13 protein-coding genes are annotated in these 16,808 nt (G+C 74.9%); 9 read left to right on the top strand and 4 right to left on the bottom strand.

The features are described from left to right. Positions 1 to 35: 35 nt before the first annotated feature. The 3 genes from ACIA5F_RS17455 to ACIA5F_RS17445 are packed head-to-tail and all read right to left on the bottom strand — an operon-like array spanning position 36 to position 1,964. Positions 36 to 938, bottom strand: a complete 903-nt coding sequence (locus tag ACIA5F_RS17455; RefSeq protein ID WP_399353782.1) for an aminoglycoside phosphotransferase family protein — start codon at positions 936 to 938, stop codon at positions 36 to 38. Positions 939 to 972: 34 nt separating this feature from the next. Continuing rightward, positions 973 to 1,425 carry a ferritin-like domain-containing protein gene (locus tag ACIA5F_RS17450; protein ID WP_399353780.1) on the bottom strand — a complete coding sequence of 151 codons (453 nt, stop codon included), beginning with the start codon at positions 1,423 to 1,425 and terminating at the stop codon, positions 973 to 975. Beyond that, positions 1,422 to 1,964, bottom strand: a complete 543-nt coding sequence (locus ACIA5F_RS17445; RefSeq protein ID WP_399353778.1) for a hypothetical protein — start codon at positions 1,962 to 1,964, stop codon at positions 1,422 to 1,424. Before ACIA5F_RS17445 ends, ACIA5F_RS17450 begins: the two co-directional genes overlap by 4 nt. Positions 1,965 to 2,121: 157 nt before the next feature. Between ACIA5F_RS17445 and rimP the strand changes: the two genes are divergently transcribed. From rimP to ACIA5F_RS17400, 9 genes are all read left to right on the top strand, one after another. After that, on the top strand, positions 2,122 to 2,634 hold the full coding sequence (gene rimP / locus ACIA5F_RS17440) for a ribosome maturation factor RimP (RefSeq protein ID WP_399353776.1): 513 nt from the start codon (positions 2,122 to 2,124) through the stop codon (positions 2,632 to 2,634). A gap of 2 nt (positions 2,635 to 2,636) precedes the next feature. Beyond that, a complete protein-coding gene (nusA, locus tag ACIA5F_RS17435) occupies positions 2,637 to 3,659 on the top strand; it encodes a transcription termination factor NusA (RefSeq protein ID WP_399353774.1) in 1,023 nt (340 codons plus the stop codon). Positions 3,660 to 3,815: 156 nt separating this feature from the next. Continuing rightward, positions 3,816 to 4,103: a YlxR family protein gene (locus ACIA5F_RS17430; protein WP_399353772.1), complete on the top strand. Its 288-nt coding sequence runs from the start codon at positions 3,816 to 3,818 to the stop codon at positions 4,101 to 4,103. A gap of 148 nt (positions 4,104 to 4,251) precedes the next feature. Continuing rightward, on the top strand, positions 4,252 to 7,392 hold the full coding sequence (gene infB / locus ACIA5F_RS17425) for a translation initiation factor IF-2 (protein WP_399353770.1): 3,141 nt from the start codon (positions 4,252 to 4,254) through the stop codon (positions 7,390 to 7,392). Between the two features lie 178 nt (positions 7,393 to 7,570). Further along, positions 7,571 to 7,864 (top strand): DUF503 domain-containing protein, encoded by a 294-nt coding sequence (locus ACIA5F_RS17420; RefSeq protein WP_399353768.1) that lies wholly within the window; start codon positions 7,571 to 7,573, stop codon positions 7,862 to 7,864. Between the two features lie 33 nt (positions 7,865 to 7,897). Continuing rightward, on the top strand, positions 7,898 to 8,350 hold the full coding sequence (rbfA, locus tag ACIA5F_RS17415) for a 30S ribosome-binding factor RbfA (RefSeq protein ID WP_399353766.1): 453 nt from the start codon (positions 7,898 to 7,900) through the stop codon (positions 8,348 to 8,350). Next, positions 8,347 to 9,282, top strand: a complete 936-nt coding sequence (gene truB / locus ACIA5F_RS17410; RefSeq protein ID WP_399353764.1) for a tRNA pseudouridine(55) synthase TruB — start codon at positions 8,347 to 8,349, stop codon at positions 9,280 to 9,282. The genes rbfA and truB overlap by 4 nt, the downstream gene beginning before the upstream one ends. Before the next feature lie 319 nt (positions 9,283 to 9,601). After that, positions 9,602 to 13,390, top strand: a complete 3,789-nt coding sequence (locus ACIA5F_RS17405) for a serine protease (protein WP_399353762.1) — start codon at positions 9,602 to 9,604, stop codon at positions 13,388 to 13,390. A 127-nt stretch (positions 13,391 to 13,517) separates the two neighbouring features. After that, a complete protein-coding gene (locus ACIA5F_RS17400) occupies positions 13,518 to 14,474 on the top strand; it encodes a bifunctional riboflavin kinase/FAD synthetase (RefSeq protein ID WP_399353760.1) in 957 nt (318 codons plus the stop codon). Positions 14,475 to 14,567: 93 nt separating this feature from the next. Here ACIA5F_RS17400 and ACIA5F_RS17395 read toward each other — a convergent pair whose 3' ends face one another. Next, positions 14,568 to 16,730: an SCO5717 family growth-regulating ATPase gene (locus ACIA5F_RS17395; RefSeq protein WP_399353758.1), complete on the bottom strand. Its 2,163-nt coding sequence runs from the start codon at positions 16,728 to 16,730 to the stop codon at positions 14,568 to 14,570. Between the last annotated feature and the right edge of the window lie 78 nt (positions 16,731 to 16,808).

The following is a 16,808-nucleotide window of genomic DNA, read 5'->3' as shown; positions in this document are numbered from 1 at the left end:
GGAGCCGGGGCGGAGCGAGATCCGTAAGAGACGGCCTACAGCCAGGCCGCGAACTCCAGCAGCAGCTCCGCGTCCCGCCGCCGCCCCGCGGCCAGCGCCCGGTTGCCGGACTCCACGGCCCGGAACAGCGTCCAGCCCCGCAGCCGGTCCCGGTCCACCTCCAGCGAGTCCGCCAGCCTGTTCACCCGGCGCCGGGCCCCCGCCGCCCCCGCCGAGGAGGCGACCTGGTCCTCCAGCCGGTCCCGGACCAGCCGGGCCAGGTCGTACGCCCGCTCGCCGGTCAGCGGGTCCGGGCCCACCGCCAGCCACGGCGCCCGCTCGCCCGCCAGCACCTTGCCCTGCCGGAAGTTCCCGTGCAGCAGCAACTCCTCACCGGGCACCGCCGTCAGCTCGGCGCGGGCCGCGAGCGCCGCCTCCGCCAGGGGACCCAGCTCCGGCGGGGCCGTGAGCAGCGCCCCGGCCTGGCGCCCGGTCCGCTCCGCCACCGTCTCGAAGGGGTGACCGGCCGGCGGGGCCACCCAGAGCCTGCGCAGCGTGCCGCACGCCTCCAGCAGCGACTTCGCCTCCGGCAGCGACCGCAGGGAGACCTCCGGCCGCAGCCGCTCCAGCAGCAGCCCCCCGCCCTCCTCGTACGGCTCCGGGTCCAGGAGCCGGACGGCGCCGAAGCCGCCCCAGTGCGCCAGCGCGGCCAGCTCCCGGTCGGGCCGGGCGCCCGGCGGCGCCAGCTTCAGCGCGGCCGGGGTCCCGTCGTCGTACCGGACGAGGACGACGAGGCTGCTGCGCCCGCCCGGGGCCTGCACCCGCTGGGCCCGTACCCCACGCCGCTCCAGCGCCTCTTCGGCGAGCCGGGGCAACTGCCCCAGCCACCGTGCCTCGTGGTCCGGTTCCGGCGTCTCGCCGAGCGCCCGTACAAGCCGCTGCGGCGGTTCGAAAGCCATGCGTGCGTGGTCCCTTTCAGCTGGTCCGGGCAGGTCACGCAGGTCGTTCCGCGCGTTCCGTGAGCCCAGGGAAGGCTACGCCGCCACCACGCCAGCGCGCCGCGCGCACGGCCGCCGCGCCCAGCGCGTCGGCAGCCTCCCGGCGCAGCGGACCCTCCGCCGCCCGCACCAGGTCGGAGTAGGCGCCCGCCACCCGGTCCTCGATCCCGGCGGCCAGCCGCTCGGCGTCCTCCTGGCCGCGCACCTCGAAGGGCAGGGCGTACGCGGCCTCCGCCGGCCGGGGGGAACCGCCCAGCTCCCGCACGGTCCGGGCGAGCGCGTCCCGGCGGGCGAGGTGCGCGCCGTACGCCTCCCGCGCCTGGGTCGCCCGGTCCCCGCCGGTCCGGGCCCCGATCACCCCGTAGCCGTACGCGGCGGCGTGCTCGGCGGCGAGCGCGGCCTGGGCGGCCTCCAGGGCCCGGCCGGAGGGGGAGGGCTGGGGCTTCACGGTCTGTCTCCCGGGGTCGAGGTCAGCAGGAAGGTGTGGACGGCACCGCACGCGGCCACCGAGGACAGCAGCCGGGCCAGCTCCCCGGGGGCGTCGGCCAGCTCGATCTTCCGGGCCTCGGCGAGGCTCCGCTCGGCGTCCGCGAGGGCGGTCAGCGCCTCGGCGGGCCCGGCGGGCACCGGGGCGCCGCCCGCCCGGGGCCCGCCGGACGCGGCGCCGGACGGGGACGGGGAGGGGGAGCGCAAGGGCGCGCCGGGAGCGCTGTCCGCGGGAGCCAGCGCCGTCGTGTGCGCCGCGACCGCCGCGCGCAGCGGCGCGAGGCGCGCGGCCAGGTCCGGATGGGCGGCGGCGGTGGCGTCGTAACGTTCCAGCAGGTGCGCGCTGTCACGGACGGCCTTCTCGCGCATCCGCCGTTCGAGCGGAACCCCGGAGCCGCCGTCGGGCGACCGCCCGCCGGAGCATCCGGTGAGCAGGGCCGCCCCCGCGGCACCGGCGAGCAGGCTCCTTCGCGAGGGCCTGAAAGACAGGGTCCAGGGCACGGCGACGTCCTCGGGGGGTGCGGCGGGTCAAGATGTGATCACCGTACCGGGGCACCGTCCGAGGGACGGACGGCAACACCCTTCGCGACCGGATACCCTTTGACCTGACACACGACGGAAAACCCACAACAGCACACGCGGCCGAGGAGTCACCCGGATGAGCACCACCCAGAGCGACAGGCTGCGCGGACTGCTGGAGCCGCTCGTCGCCGCCAAGGGCCTGGACCTCGAAGAGATCGAGACGTCCCGGGCGGGCAAGCGCCGCATGCTGCGCGTCATCGTGGACTCCGACGAAGGTGTGGAACTGGACACGTGCGCCGAGCTGAGCCGTGAGATCTCCGACTCCCTCGACGCGAGCGATGTCATGGGCGAGGACGAGTACGTCCTCGAAGTGAGCTCGCCGGGCGCGGACCGCCCGCTGACCGAGCACCGTCACTACGTCCGGGCGACCGGCCGTCTCGTGAAGTTCCAGCTGACCACCGAGGGCGAGAAGGGTGACGGGGAACTCGTCGCCCGCGTCCTCGGCGTGGACGACGAGGGCCTGGACCTCGAAGTGCCGGGCGTGAAGGGCCGCAAGGCGACCGCCCGCCGTATCGCTTTCACCGACATCGCCAAGGCGCGTGTCGAGATCGAGTTCAACCGCAAGGACAAGAAGGAAGAGGAGGCGTAGCCGTGGACATCGACATGAGTGCCCTGCGGGGTCTGGTCCGCGAGAAGGAGATCTCCTTCGAGCTGCTGGTCGAAGCGATCGAGTCGGCCCTCCTCATCGCGTACCACCGCACCGACGGAAGCTTCCGGCGCGCCCGCGTCGAGCTGGACCGTGCCAACGGTCACGTGGTCGTGTGGGCGACGGAGGACCCGAAGGACCTGGAGGAGGGGCAGGAGGCCAAGGAGTTCGACGACACCCCGTCGGACTTCGGCCGGATCGCCGCTTCCACCGCCAAGCAGGTGATCCTGCAGCGGCTGCGCGACGCCGAGGACGACATCACCTTCGGTGAGTTCGCCGGCCGCGAGGGCGACGTCATCACCGGCGTCGTCCAGCAGGGCAAGGACCCCAAGAACGTCCTGGTCGACATCGGCAAGATGGAGGCCATGCTGCCGGTGCAGGAGCAGGTGCCCGGCGAGGAGTACACGCACGGCCTGCGCCTGCGGACCTACGTGGTGCGCGTGGCGAAGGGTGTGCGCGGTCCGTCCGTGACCCTCTCGCGCACCCACCCCAACCTCGTGAAGAAGCTCTTCGCGCTGGAGGTCCCGGAGATCGCCGACGGCAGCGTCGAGATCTCGGCGATCGCCCGTGAGGCCGGTCACCGCACCAAGATCGCCGTCCGGTCCACCCGCTCCGGCCTCAACCCCAAGGGCGCCTGCATCGGCCCGATGGGCAGCCGGGTGCGCAACGTGATGGCCGAGCTGCACGGTGAGAAGATCGACATCGTCGACTGGTCGGACGACCCGGCGGAGATGGTCGCGAACGCGCTGTCACCCGCCAGGGTGAGCAAGGTCGAGGTCGTCGACTGGGACTCCCGCTCCGCGCGGGTGACCGTCCCCGACTACCAGCTGTCGCTGGCCATCGGCAAGGAGGGCCAGAACGCCCGCCTCGCCGCCCGTCTGACCGGCTGGCGCATCGACATCCGGCCCGACACCGAGCAGCCGGAGGACCGCGACGGCGACCGGGACCGGGGCCGGGACTCCGAATAAACCGGTACCGGCCGGGGCTTCCCGGGCGGTAGACAGGAGCCGTGGACCGGCACGGCCGAGCACTCGGCCGCGGTCCGCGGGACAACAGATCGCGACAACATCCGTTCGATTTCTCACCCGAAGCGGTGAGGTCGGTGCGGGGAGGTAGACTTAAGCGTGTCTGGCCGGACGCAAGCCCGCGCATGCCCCGAACGCACCTGTGTGGGGTGCCGGGAGCGAGCGGCCAAGAACGATCTGCTGCGCATCGTGGCGATCGGGGACGCATGCGTCCCCGATCCACGCGGTACGCTGCCCGGCCGGGGTGCCTACGTGCACCCCGCCGTGGTCTGCCTCGACCAGGCGGTCCGCCGCCGCGCGTTCCCCCGGGCCTTCCGGTCCGCCGGAACGCTCGACACCGCGGAACTGCGCGACACCGTGGCCGGTGAGGCCGGGGCGACACCGTAAGACGTAGTACGGCACGGATACCCCGTGCGGTCAGGTACCTCGCGAGTTGGAAGTAGGTCGAGATTGCGATGAGCACTCGATGAGTACGCGATGAGTACGCCCATGAAGTAGCGACGGTCCGGCGTAACCCGGACCTAAAAGGAGCGAAGTGGCTAAGGTCCGGGTATATGAACTCGCCAAGGAGTTCGGAGTTGAGAGCAAGGTCGTCATGGCCAAGCTCCAGGAACTCGGTGAGTTCGTCCGTTCGGCGTCCTCGACCATCGAGGCGCCGGTCGTACGCAAGTTGACCGACGCGCTGCAGGGCCCCGGCGGCAACGCCGGCAAGTCCGCCGCGAAGCCGGGTGCGCCCCGCCAGGCAGCACCCGCCAAGCCCGGGGCCCCGACCCCGGGTCCCGTTGCACGTCCCGCGGCTCCCAAGCCCGGCGCACCGGCCCCCAAGCCGGTCGTCGCCGAGGCCCCCGCCGCCGCGGCGCCCGCCCCGGTGACCCCGGCCGCCTCCGGCCCGCGTCCCGGTCCGAAGGCTCCGGCCGCCCCGAAGCCCGCTCCGGCGGTCCCCGTGGCGACCGAGTTCTCCGCGCCCCCGGCGGCTCCGGCCGCCGCCCCGGCGCGCACCGAGCGTCCCGCCGGTCCCGGCGCGACCCCCGGTCCGCGTCCGGCGCAGCAGCAGCGCACCGAGCGTCCCGCCCAGGGCGGCGCCCGTCCCGGCGCCCCGCGTCCGGCCGGCACCGCCCCCGGTGCCCAGACGCAGCGCCCGGCCGCCGGTGGCGCCCAGGCCCCGCGTCCGCAGGGCTCCCGTCCGGCGGGTCCCCGTCCGGGCAACAACCCCTTCACCTCCGGCGGCTCCACCGGCATGGCGCGCCCGCAGGCGCCCCGTCCGGCCGGCGCGCCCCGTCCCGGCGCCCCCGGCGCCGGTGGCGGCCAGGGTGCTCCCCGCCCGCAGGGCGGCCCCGGCGGCGCCCCGCGCCCGCAGGGTGCCGGCGCGGGCCGTCCGACCCCGGGCGGCATGCCGCGTCCGCAGGGCGGCGCCCCGCGTCCGGGCGGTGCTCCCGGTGGTAACCGTCCCAACCCGGGCATGATGCCGCAGCGTCCCGCTGCCGGTGGTCCCGGTCCCCGTCCCGGCGGCGGCCCCGGCGGCCGTGGTCCCGGTACGGGTGGCGCAGGTCGTCCCGGCGGTGCCGGGCGTCCCGCGGGCGGCGGCTTCGCCGGCCGTCCGGCCGGTCCGGGCTCGCGTCCCGGTGGCGGCGGCGGCTTCGGCGGCCCGCGCCCCGGTGGCGGCGGCTTCGGCGGCGGTCCGGCCGGTGCCGGTGGCGGCGGTCGTCCCGGCTTCGGTGGCCGTCCCGGCGGTCCCGGTGCCCGTGGTGGCACGCAGGGTGCCTTCGGCCGTCCCGGCGGGCCCGCCCGTCGCGGTCGCAAGTCGAAGCGTCAGAGGCGCCAGGAGTACGAGGCCATGCAGGCCCCGTCCGTGGGCGGCGTGATGCTGCCCCGCGGCCACGGCGAGACCGTTCGCCTGTCGCGCGGTGCCTCCCTGACCGACTTCGCGGAGAAGATCAACGCCAACCCGGCGTCGCTCGTCGCCGTGATGATGAACCTCGGCGAGATGGTCACCGCCACGCAGTCCGTCTCCGACGAGACCCTCGAAATGCTGGCCGGCGAGATGAACTACCAGGTTCAGATCGTCAGCCCGGAGGAAGAGGACCGCGAGCTCCTCGAGGGCTTCGACATCGAGTTCGGCGAGGACGAGGGCGGCGAGGAGTTCCTCGTGCCGCGTCCGCCGGTCGTCACCGTCATGGGTCACGTCGACCACGGCAAGACCCGCCTGCTCGACGCCATCCGCAAGACGAACGTCGTCGCGGGCGAAGCCGGTGGCATCACCCAGGGCATCGGTGCCTACCAGGTGGGCACCGAGGTCAACGGTGAAGCGCGCAAGATCACCTTCATCGACACCCCCGGTCACGAGGCGTTCACCGCCATGCGTGCCCGTGGTGCCAAGTCGACCGACATCGCGATCCTCGTGGTCGCGGCCAACGACGGCGTCATGCCGCAGACGATCGAGGCGCTCAACCACGCCAAGGCCGCCGGCGTCCCGATCGTCGTCGCGGTCAACAAGATCGACGTCGAAGGTGCCGACCCGGTCAAGGTGCGCGGTCAGCTCACCGAGTTCGGTCTGGTCGCCGAGGAGTACGGCGGCGACACGATGTTCGTCGACATCTCCGCCAAGCAGGGTCTGCACATCGACTCCCTGCTGGAGGCCGTCGTCCTCACCGCCGACGCCTCGCTCGACCTGCGTGCCAACCCGGAGCAGGACGCTCAGGGTATTGCGATCGAGTCCCACCTCGACCGTGGCCGCGGTGCCGTCGCCACCGTCCTCGTCCAGCGCGGAACGCTGCGCGTCGGCGACACGATGGTCGTGGGCGACGCCTACGGCCGGGTGCGCGCCATGCTCGACGACAAGGGCAACAACATCGAGGAAGCGGGTCCGTCGACCCCCGTCCTGGTCCTGGGTCTCACCAACGTCCCCGGCGCCGGCGACAACTTCCTCGTCGTCGACGAGGACCGTACGGCCCGTCAGATCGCCGAGAAGCGTGCGGCGCGCGAGCGCAACGCCAACTTCGCCAAGCGCGTCCGCCGGGTGTCCCTGGAAGACCTCGACTCGGTCCTCAAGGCCGGTCTCGTCCAGGAACTCAACCTCATCATCAAGGGCGACTCGTCCGGTGCGGTCGAGGCTCTTGAGTCCTCGCTGCTCCAGCTCGACGTCGGCGAAGAGGTCGACATCCGCGTCCTGCACCGCGGTGTGGGTGCGGTCACCGAGTCGGACATCTCGCTCGCGATGGGCTCCGACGCCATCGTCATCGGTTACAACGTCCGTGCGGTCGGCCGTGCCGCGCAGCTGGCGGACCGTGAGGGTGTCGACGTCCGGTACTACTCGGTGATCTACCAGGCCATCGAGGAGATCGAGGCGGCCCTGAAGGGTCTCCTCAAGCCGGAGTACGAAGAGGTCGAGCTCGGTACGGCGGAGGTCCGCGAGATCTTCCGCTCGTCCAAGCTGGGCAACATCGCCGGTGTCCTCATCCGGTCCGGCGAGGTCAAGCGCAACACCAAGGCGCGGCTCCTGCGCGATGGCAAGGTCATCGCCGAGAACCTCACCATCTCCGGTCTGCGCCGCTTCAAGGACGACGTCACCGAGATCCGCGAAGGCTTCGAGGGCGGTATCAACCTCGGTTCCTTCAACGACATCAAGATCGACGACGTCATCGCGACGTACGAGATGCGCGAGAAGCCCCGCGCGTAACCGCGTGGCGGCTCGTGCCGTGTCGTGACCGGGGCCGGTCGGCGGAATATCCGTCGATCGGCCCCGGCCGTTGCGTGTACGGTTCAGAAGGACCCGGCCGCGTGACGACCGGGTGATCCTGCCGCGCGAAGGCCCGGCAGGCCACCTAACCCGAACCGGCGGGACATCCGGCAACCGCATGTACGTGGGGACCCTCTCGTTCGACCTGCTCCTCGGCGACGTCCACTCGCTGAAGGAGAAACGCTCCGTCGTCCGGCCCGTCGTCGCCGAACTCCAACGGAAGTTCTCGGTGAGCGCGGCCGAAGTGGGCGACCAGGACCTGCACCGCAGGGCCCGGATCGGGGTCGCGCTGGTCAGCGGGGACCTGGGGTTCCTCTCGGACGTACTGGACCGCTGCGAGCGGCTGGTCGCGGCGCGTCCGGAAGTGGAGCTGCTGTCGGTACGACGGCGGCTCCACGGTGATGAAGACTGATTGCTTGTCTGCAAGAAAGAAGGAGACGGACCAGTGGCCGACAATGCGCGGGCGAAGAAGCTGGCGGACCTCATCCGGGAGGTGGTGGCCGAGAAGCTGCAGCGCGGCGTCAAGGACCCCCGCCTCGGTACGCACGTGACCATCACGGACACCCGCGTCACCGGCGACCTGCGGGAGGCCACGGTCTTCTACACGGTCTACGGCGACGACGCGGACCGGGCCAGCGCCGCGGCGGGCCTGGAGAGCGCCAAGGGCGTTCTGCGCTCCGCGGTCGGCCGGGCGGCGGGGACCAAGTTCACGCCCACCCTGACCTTCGTCGCGGACGCCCTCCCGGAGAACGCCAAGACCATCCAGGAACTCCTGGACAAGGCGCGCGCCTCCGACGCCCAGGTGCGTGAGGTCTCCTCCGGCGCGAAGTACGCCGGCGAGGCCGACCCGTACAAGAAGCCGGGCGAGGACGAGGACGAGGACGCAGCCGCGGAATGAGCACCGAAGCAGGGAAGACCCCCGGGGGCACCTCCCGGCCGGAGGCTGGGGGAGGCCTGGTCATCGTCGACAAGCCGTCCGGCTTCACTTCGCACGACGTGGTCGCCAAGATGCGCGGGATCGCCAGGACCCGCCGCGTCGGCCACGCCGGCACGCTCGACCCGATGGCGACGGGTGTGCTCGTCCTGGGCATCGAGAAGGCCACCAAGCTCCTCGGCCACCTCGCGCTCACGGAGAAGGAGTACCTCGGCACGATCCGGCTGGGCCAGAACACCCTGACGGACGACGCCGAGGGCGAGCTGACCTCCTCCACGCACGCCACCGGGGTCACCCGGGAGGCCGTGGACGAGGGCATCGCCAAGCTGTCCGGCGAGATCATGCAGGTCCCGTCGAAGGTCAGCGCGATCAAGATCAACGGTGTGCGCTCCTACAAGCGCGCGCGGGACGGCGAGGAGTTCGAGATCCCGGCCCGGCCGGTGACCATCTCGTCGTTCCAGGTGTACGACATGCGGGAGGCGGAGGCCGAGGACGGCACCAAGGTCGTCGACCTCGTCGTCTCCGTGGTCTGCTCCAGCGGCACCTACATCCGGGCGCTCGCCCGTGACCTGGGCGCCGACCTGGGCGTCGGCGGGCACCTGACGGCGCTGCGGCGCACCCGGGTCGGCCCGTACAAGATCGACCGGGCGCGGACCCTGGACCAGCTCCAGGAGGAGCTGACCGTGATGCCGATCGGCGAGGCCGCAGCCGCGGCCTTCCCGCGCTGGGACCTGGACGCCCGAAGGGCCGCGCTGCTGGTCAACGGCGTGCGGATCGAGATGCCGGAGGAGTACGCGGCCGGCAAGGCGGTGGCGGCCTACGGGCCGCAGGGGCAGTTGCTCGGCCTCGTGGAGAGCAAGGGCGGCAAGGCGAAGTCCCTCGCGGTCTTCGTCTGAGCCCTGCCCGCGGCCCTGTGGTTCCCGCGATGGACTGAGATTGCCGGTGCGGCTGGTATGACCGCCGTGGCCGTCGCCGGGGCTGGGGCTGGGACCGGGTCATGACGTGGAGCGGTGAGCGCGCGGGAACCGCCGCTCACCGCTCCACGACCCGCGTCGGGCCTCTCTCCCCGCCCCGCCCCTTCCATGCACCCGTCCGAGCAGGCGCTCGGAGTGAACGACGGGAGCATTGGGGGCGCGTTCGCGCTGTGCGCTGTTCCTGCCGATCTTCACCCGCCTACGTTCGTGAGCACGGGGTACGGCGGGAAGTGGTGCGGCGATGGTGGACGCGGTCGATGGGACCGGCAGACTCGGCGAGATCAATGAGATCAATGAGATCGGTGGGGTCGGTCCGGGTGACGGGGACTGCCGTGACGACGACGGCGCCGACAGCGGTGGGAGCGGCGCGGCGCTGGTCCTGATCTGCGACTTCGACGGTCACCCGCGCGGCAGCGGGTTCGTCGCCGACGACCGGGGAACGGTCGTCACCAGCCGTGAAGTGGTCGAGGGCCTGACCCGGATGGTCCTGCACGCGCCGGGGCCCGCGGGGCGGAGCTGGGTGGCGGGACCGGGCGATGTGACCGTGCTGCCCGGGGTCGCGCTGGCGCTGGTGCGCACCGACGGGCTCGGGGTGCGTCCGCTGCCGGTGGCGGCGCGCGAGGTGATCGCCCCGGGGACCTACGTACGGCTGGCCGCGCGGGGATGGCGGCAGGCGCGGGTGCTGTGCCACGCCCGGCCCGAGGTGGTGGAACTGGCCCTCGGCACGGACGGACGGGACGCGCTGCGGCTGGGCGGGGAACCGCGCGGGGGTCCGGTGCTGGACGCCGGGACCGGGGCGGTGCTCGCGGTACTGACCGGTGCTCCGGAAGCGGAGCGGTGCTCCGGGAGCCCGGCCGTGGCGCTGCGGGCGGCGGCCGGAGCCGATCCGGGCGGCCCGCTGGCCGCGCTGCTGGAGCGGAACGCCGTGACCGTGCCGGGCCACGGCGCCGATCTGAACCTCGCCGGCGTACTGGAACTGACCGCGGCCACGGTGGCTTCGGCGTTCCCGCCACCCGGAGCCGGGTCGGGACCGGGGGCGGGGCCCCGGCCCGGGCCGGGGCCCGGTACCCGTCCGGTGGAGCGGCCGGAGATCGCCGCCGAGCTGGCCGCGTTCACCCGGGGCGACCGGCCGGTCCTCGCCCTGGTGGGGGAGGGGGGCACGGGCCGCACCACGGAGCTGGCGGCCCTGGCCGCACGCCGGGCCCGGGGGCCCGCGCCCGCGCCGACGCTGTGGCTCCGGGGCGCGGACCTGCGGGACGGGGACACCTCGGTGGCCGAGGCGGTGACGCGGGCGCTGGCGTCGGCGGCCCGGACGGTCACGAGGGCGCGTGCGGGGTCGGGTGAGGGCGGAGGCGCGGGGTCCGGCCCCGGCGCTGACCAGGGTCAGAGCCAGGGTCAGAGCCAGGGTCAGAGCCAGGGTCAGAGCCACGGCCAAGGCCACGGCGCCGGGCCCGGGGGAGGGACCGGCACAGGCTCCGACCCCGACCCCGACCCCGGCCTCGCCGGGCGGGTGGCCGGGGTGGCCGCCGGGGCCGGGCGGGCGTTGCTCGTCGTGCTGGACGCGCCGGAGGAGATGCCGCCGCTCCTCGCCCGGCGGCTGGGTCCCTGGACCGAGGCCACCGTCCGGTGGCTGCGCGGGGCGGGGGCCCGGATGGCCGTCGCGACCCGGCCCGAGCACTGGGAGCAGGCGGGCGCCCGCTATCCGGCCGGGGCCCTGTACGCCCCGGCGCGCCCGGCGCGGCGGCTGCCGCCCGCGCTCCCGGTCGGCGATCTCACCCCCGCCGAGGCCGGGACCCTCCGGACCCGCCTGGGCCTGCCCGCCGACGCCGTCCAGGAGGCCGACGCCCGGCACCCGCTCACCCTGGGCCTGCTCGCCGGGGTCCGCGCGGCCGGGGCCACCGCGGGCCGCGCGGGCCGGGACGAGGTCTTCGCGGCCCACCTGGACCTGCTCTGCCTGCGCACGGCCGCCCGGATCACCGCCGAGGGGGAGGGACCGGCCGCGGTACCCGGGCCCGGGGCGCGCTCACTGGCGGCGCGGGTGGCCGGGCGGGTGCACGAGGCCGCGCGGCGGTGCCTGGACGCGGGGGAGGGGCAGCTCGACCGGGCCGCCTTCGAGGAACTGTTCCCCCGGCACACGGGCTGGGCCCGCGCCGTCCTCGCCGAAGGGCTCCTGACCCCCGCCGGACCGGGCTACCGCTTCGCCCACGAGGAGCTGTCCGACTGGCTCCAGGCCGCCCACCTGGACGTCCTGACGGCCCTCGACCACCTCGTCCACCAGGGCCCGCCCACCCCGGCCCCCATCGGGCCCACGGGCATCACCGGCCCCACGGGATCTACCAGCCCCACCGGACCCGCACCGTTCCTGCCCCGGCACCGGATCGGGCCCGTCCGCGAGGCCCTGCGCAGGCTCCCCCCGGACGTGCTCCGGCGCGAACTCCTGCGGCTGGTCCACGCCCTGGACGTCTTCGCCGTCACCGGGGACCCGGCCGTCCCCGGGGGCGGCCCGGTCGTCCCGTCCGTCTCCCCCGTGGCGCCGCCCACCGGGGCGGGCACCGCCGCCGCAACAGCCGGGGAGCCCGGGGAGGCCCCGCCCTCCCCGGGCTGGTGGGCCGTCCGGCTGCTGCGCGCAACCCTGCTCCGCGCACCCGACGCGCGCCCCCACCTCCCCGTCCTGCACTCCCTCGCCGGGCACGTGGCCCGGACCGGCCCCGGCGGCTTCGGCGGCTGGTTCTGGAACCGGCTCCGGCTCCCCGAGCCCGACCGCCTCGACCTCCTGCGCGCGCTGCTGCCCGCCGACCCCGCCGAGGCGGCCCCCGGCGACCGTTTCCTCGACGCCGTCGCCCGCCGCCTGGTCCGCGATCCCCGGCTGGCGCAACCCCTGCTCTGCGCCTGGTTCACCGACGAGCGCAGGCTGCGCGGGCGGCCCGGGGCGACCGTCGCCACCGCCGCGCAGGCCCTGCTCCACACCCACCGCCTCCTCGCCGTGGACGGCCTCACCGAGGCGCTCGTCACCGCCGCGCACCCGCGCGCCGACGAGCTGCTCGCCGTCCTCGCCGAGGAGGAGCCCGCCGCCCTGTGCCGGGCCGTCCACCGCTGGGCCCACGACGAGCGGCCCGGCCGCCGCGCCGCCGCCGCCGTCCACGGCCCGGCCGTCGCCCCCTACGCCCGTGACCCCGCCGACCGGGAGCTGCTGCGCCACGCCGCCCGCGCGCTGCTGGTGGCCCGGCCCGCCGACTCCTCCCTGCACGGCGGCGCCCTCGGCATGCTGCTCCGCGACCCGCAGACCCGCGGCCGGTACCTGTCCGCGGCCCTGTCCTGCTTCCGCGACCAGGGGTGCGCCTCCCGGCTGTCCGCCGAGGCCCTGGTCGCGGTGGTGCCCGCGCTGCCCGACCCGGACCCGGTGTTCGCCGCCCTGTGGGACCGGGCCGACGGGGAGGTGGTGCGGGCCCTGGCCGCGCTGACGGACCCCGCCCTCGCCGCCCGCGCCGCCGACCTCGTACGGGACCACCTCGCGCGGTGCCCCGGGGACGCCGCGCACGCCGCCGCCTTCGTGGACCGGCGGCTCCGGCAGGGCCCCGCCGCGCACGCCGTGCTGCTCCCGCTGGTGCTGGAGCTGCTCCGGGCCGGGCCGGTGGTGGTGCGGGCCGCGCTGGCCGCCGTACTGGCCGCGCCGGGCGGCGACACCGCGTACGGGCCGCGGGACGAGCTGGCCGGCGTGCTGCTGCGCGAGGAGACCTCCCCGCAGGTGCTCGACGCGTTCCTCGGAGCCGTCGCGGCCGGGGCCCGGAGCCGCCCGGAGACCCGTACCCGGGAGCTGCTGCGGTGCACCGGGCGGCAGTTGCTGCGGGTCACCGGCGGGCCGGCGGTGTTCGAGCGCCGGACGGTGGAGCTGGCACGGACCGACCCGGTCTTCGGGGCGCTGGCCGCGCGCTGGCTGGCCGAGGCGGACGCGCCGGAGGCGGCGCTGCTGGGGCCTGGCGCCCGGCGGGCGGTGGAGAGCCTCGGCGGGGCGGCCCCGGGCGCGACGTGACGAGGTGACACAGCACCGGTTCCGGCCGGATGCCGATGCGGGGCCCCGGTCGGGGGCATGGCAGTCTTAGACCTGCAATCGGCAAGCAGTACGAGGACACCATGGGTTCGGGCGAGGAGCGGTCACAGTGCAGCGCTGGCGTGGCTTGGAGGACATCCCCCAGGACTGGGGACGCAGCGTCGTCACCATCGGCTCCTACGACGGTGTGCACCGGGGTCATCAGCTGATCATCGGACGGGCCGTGGCCACGGCGCGGGCGCTCGGGGTCCCCTCCGTCGTCGTCACCTTCGACCCGCACCCGAGCGAGGTGGTCCGCCCCGGCAGCCATCCGCCGATCCTGGCCCCGTACGACCGGCGCGCCGAACTGATGGCCGGGCTCGGGGTGGACGCGCTGCTGATCCTGCCGTTCACGGCCGGGTTCTCGCAGCTCTCCCCGGCGGACTTCATCGTGAAGGTCCTCGTGGACAAGCTGCACGCGCGCGCCGTCATCGAGGGCCCGAACTTCCGCTTCGGCCACCGCGCCGCCGGGAACGTCGCCTTCCTGCGCGAACTGGGCTCCACCTACGACTACGAGGTCGAGGTCGTGGACCTGGTCGAGAGCGGGACGGAGGGCGGCGGAGCGCCGTTCTCCTCGACCCTGGCGCGCAGGCTGGTCGCCGAGGGCGACGTCGAGGGCGCGGCCCGGATCCTGGGACGGCCGCACCGCGTCGAGGGCGTCGTGGTGCGCGGTGCGCAGCGCGGACGCGAACTCGGCTACCCGACCGCCAACGTCGAGACGCCGCCGCACACCGCGATCCCGGCCGACGGGGTGTACGCGGGGTGGCTGACCGCGGACGGCGAGCGGATGCCCGCGGCGATCTCGGTGGGGACCAACCTCCAGTTCGACGCCACGGAGCGGACGGTCGAGGCGTACGCGATCGACCGGATCGGGCTGGACCTGTACGGCATGCACGTGACCGTCGACTTCCTCGCGTACGTGCGCGGGATGGCGAAGTTCGAGTCGCTGGACGGGCTGCTGGAGGCCATCGCCGACGACGTGAAGCGGGCCCGGGTCCTGACGGACGCGTACGACGCGGAGCGCTGACGCCCCGGCGGGAGCCGGCGGGAGATGTTCGAGAGGGGCCCGTACCCCCTGGTCACCAGGGGGTACGGGCCCCTCTCGCTGTCGTCCCGTGCGTCAGCCGAGGCGGGGGTCGCGCGGGGGCTGGGACGGGTACTGCGGCTGCCACGCGGGCTGCGCGGGCCGGCCGTAGGGCTGCGCGGGCGGGGCCTGGGGCTGTCCGTACGGGGGCTGCTGGGACGGCGGAGAAGGCTGGGGCTGGTGGGGCGGCGCTCCCCAGTGCCCCTGCGGGGCCTGCTGCTGCGCCCGGACGAAGTCCTCGGCCACGAGGGCGGAGAGGGTGAAGTACGCCTCGCGCGTCTTGGGCCGCAGCATGTCGAGATCGACCTCGGCACCGGCCGCGAGGTGCTCGTCGAACGGGACCACGACCACGCCCCGGCAACGGGTCTCGAAGTGCCGCACGATGTCCTCGGTCTTGATCATCTTGCTGGTCTCGCGGACCCCCGAGATGACGGTGAGCGAGCGGGAGACGAGGTCGGCGTACCCGTGCGCGGAGAGCCAGTCGAGCGTGGTGCTGGCGCTGCTGGCACCGTCCACGGACGGGGTCGAGACGATGATCAGCTGATCGGCCAGGTCCAGGACGCCGCGCATGGCGGAGTAGAGGAGTCCGGTGCCCGAGTCGGTGAGGATGATCGGGTACTGGCGGCCGAGCGTCTCGATGACGCGGCGGTAGTCCTCGTCGTTGAAGGTCGTCGAGACGGCCGGGTCGACGTCGTTCGCGATGATCTCCAGCCCGGAGGGGGCCTGGGAGGTGAACCGGCGGATGTCCATGTACGAGTGCAGGTACGGGATCGCCTGGACCAGATCCCGGATCGTGGCACCCGTCTCGCGCCGGACCCGGCGGCCGAGGGTGCCGGCGTCGGGGTTCGCGTCGATGGCGAGGATCTTGTCCTGGCGCTCGGTGGCGAGGGTGGCGCCGAGGGCGGTGGTGGTCGTGGTCTTGCCGACGCCGCCCTTGAGGCTGATGACGGCGATCCGGTAGCAGGACATGACCGGGGTGCGGATCAGCTCCAGCTTGCGGCGGCGCTCGGCCTCGGCTGCCTTGCCGCCGAAGCGGAACAGGCCGCCGGGGCCGCCGCTGTTGTTCCGGGGCTTCTGCTTGTTGCGCAGCAGGCGGTCCGAGGACAGCTCGACGGCGGCGGTGTAGCCGAGCGGCGCCCCACCGGTGGCCTGGCCGGCCGGGTGACGGGGGTCGTGCGGCTGGGGCTGGGGCTGCGGGGGCTGCTGCTGCGGCGGCGCGGCGTGCCACTGCGGGGCGGCCTGGGCGTCCTGGTGCGGCGGGGCGGGGGGCGGGAACCGGTAGCCGTCCTGCACCGCGAACGTGGGCGGCAGGGGCGGGAGTTCCCCACCGGGTCCCCCGAACGAGGGACGGCTCCCGCCGTCCTCGACGGGCACCCCCGCCGCCTCGCCGGACGGCGGCACCCTGTCCGCGGGCGCGGGCGCGGCGAACGGCTGGGCCGGGTACGGCTGTTCGGCGGCGGCCGGGAGCCCGAACGGCGGGGACGGCGCGAACGCCGGGTACGACGGCACCCGGTCGGCCGGGACCGGGGGAGCGGCCTGCTCCGCCGGGGCCGCCGTGAACGGTACGGGCGGCGCGTCCACCGGCGGCGCGTCCACCGGCGCCGGGGGCTCGGCAGCGGTGGCGAGCGGTACGGGCGGCGCGAAGGCCGGGTACGACGGGACACCATCGACCGGAGCCGGAGCCGGAGCCGGAGCCGGAGCCGGAGCCGGAGCCGGGACGGGCGGCGCGTCCACCGGCGCCTGTGCCGGGGGCGCCGCCCGCTCCGCCGGGGGCTCGGCCGGGGCCGCCGTGAGCGGGGTGGGCGGTGCGTCCGCCGGGCCGGTGCCGACGCCCGGGGCGGGGTGCGCCGCCGGGGCCGGGCCGGGGGCCTCGGCCGTGGCGTCCACCGGCGCCTGCACCGGTGCGGATGCCCGCGCCTGCGCCGGGGCGGTGGACGTGCCGTCGGCCGGGGTGCGCGGGACCGGCGGAGCGATCCGCATGGTCGGGGGCGAGACCACGTCCGAGGGACGGTGGGGTTCGAAGCCGCTGCCCTCGGGGAGCCCGGGTACCGGAGCCGCCGGGGCGCCGCCCTGCGTGTACCAGGCCGGCGGGGTGTAGTCGATGGTGAACTCGCCCGTCACCTCGGGCTCCGCGTCGGACTGATCGTCCGTCGGGGCGTCCCACGTCCCGCCGCGCCTCTCGTTCCGATCGCCGCTCACTGGTCCTCCTGGTCTGTCGAACGCTGTTCCGGCGCCCACCTCGACACCGCGCCCGTACCCAGCCTAATCGCGCGGGTC

It is taken from the genome of Streptomyces sp. NPDC051567, assembly GCF_044454165.1.
In the GTDB taxonomy this organism is placed as follows: domain Bacteria; phylum Actinomycetota; class Actinomycetes; order Streptomycetales; family Streptomycetaceae; genus Streptomyces.
This window is presented reverse-complemented; position numbering and strand designations above follow the sequence as displayed.

Coding starts and splice junctions, on each gene's coding strand:
- truB (WP_399353764.1), top strand. CDS start 8,347: ATGAGCACCGAAGCAGGGAAGACCCCCGGGGGCACCTCCCGGCCGGAG.
- ACIA5F_RS17420 (WP_399353768.1), top strand. CDS start 7,571: ATGTACGTGGGGACCCTCTCGTTCGACCTGCTCCTCGGCGACGTCCAC.
- ACIA5F_RS17405 (WP_399353762.1), top strand. CDS start 9,602: ATGGTGGACGCGGTCGATGGGACCGGCAGACTCGGCGAGATCAATGAG.
- ACIA5F_RS17455 (WP_399353782.1), bottom strand. CDS start 938: ATGGCTTTCGAACCGCCGCAGCGGCTTGTACGGGCGCTCGGCGAGACG.
- rimP (WP_399353776.1), top strand. CDS start 2,122: ATGAGCACCACCCAGAGCGACAGGCTGCGCGGACTGCTGGAGCCGCTC.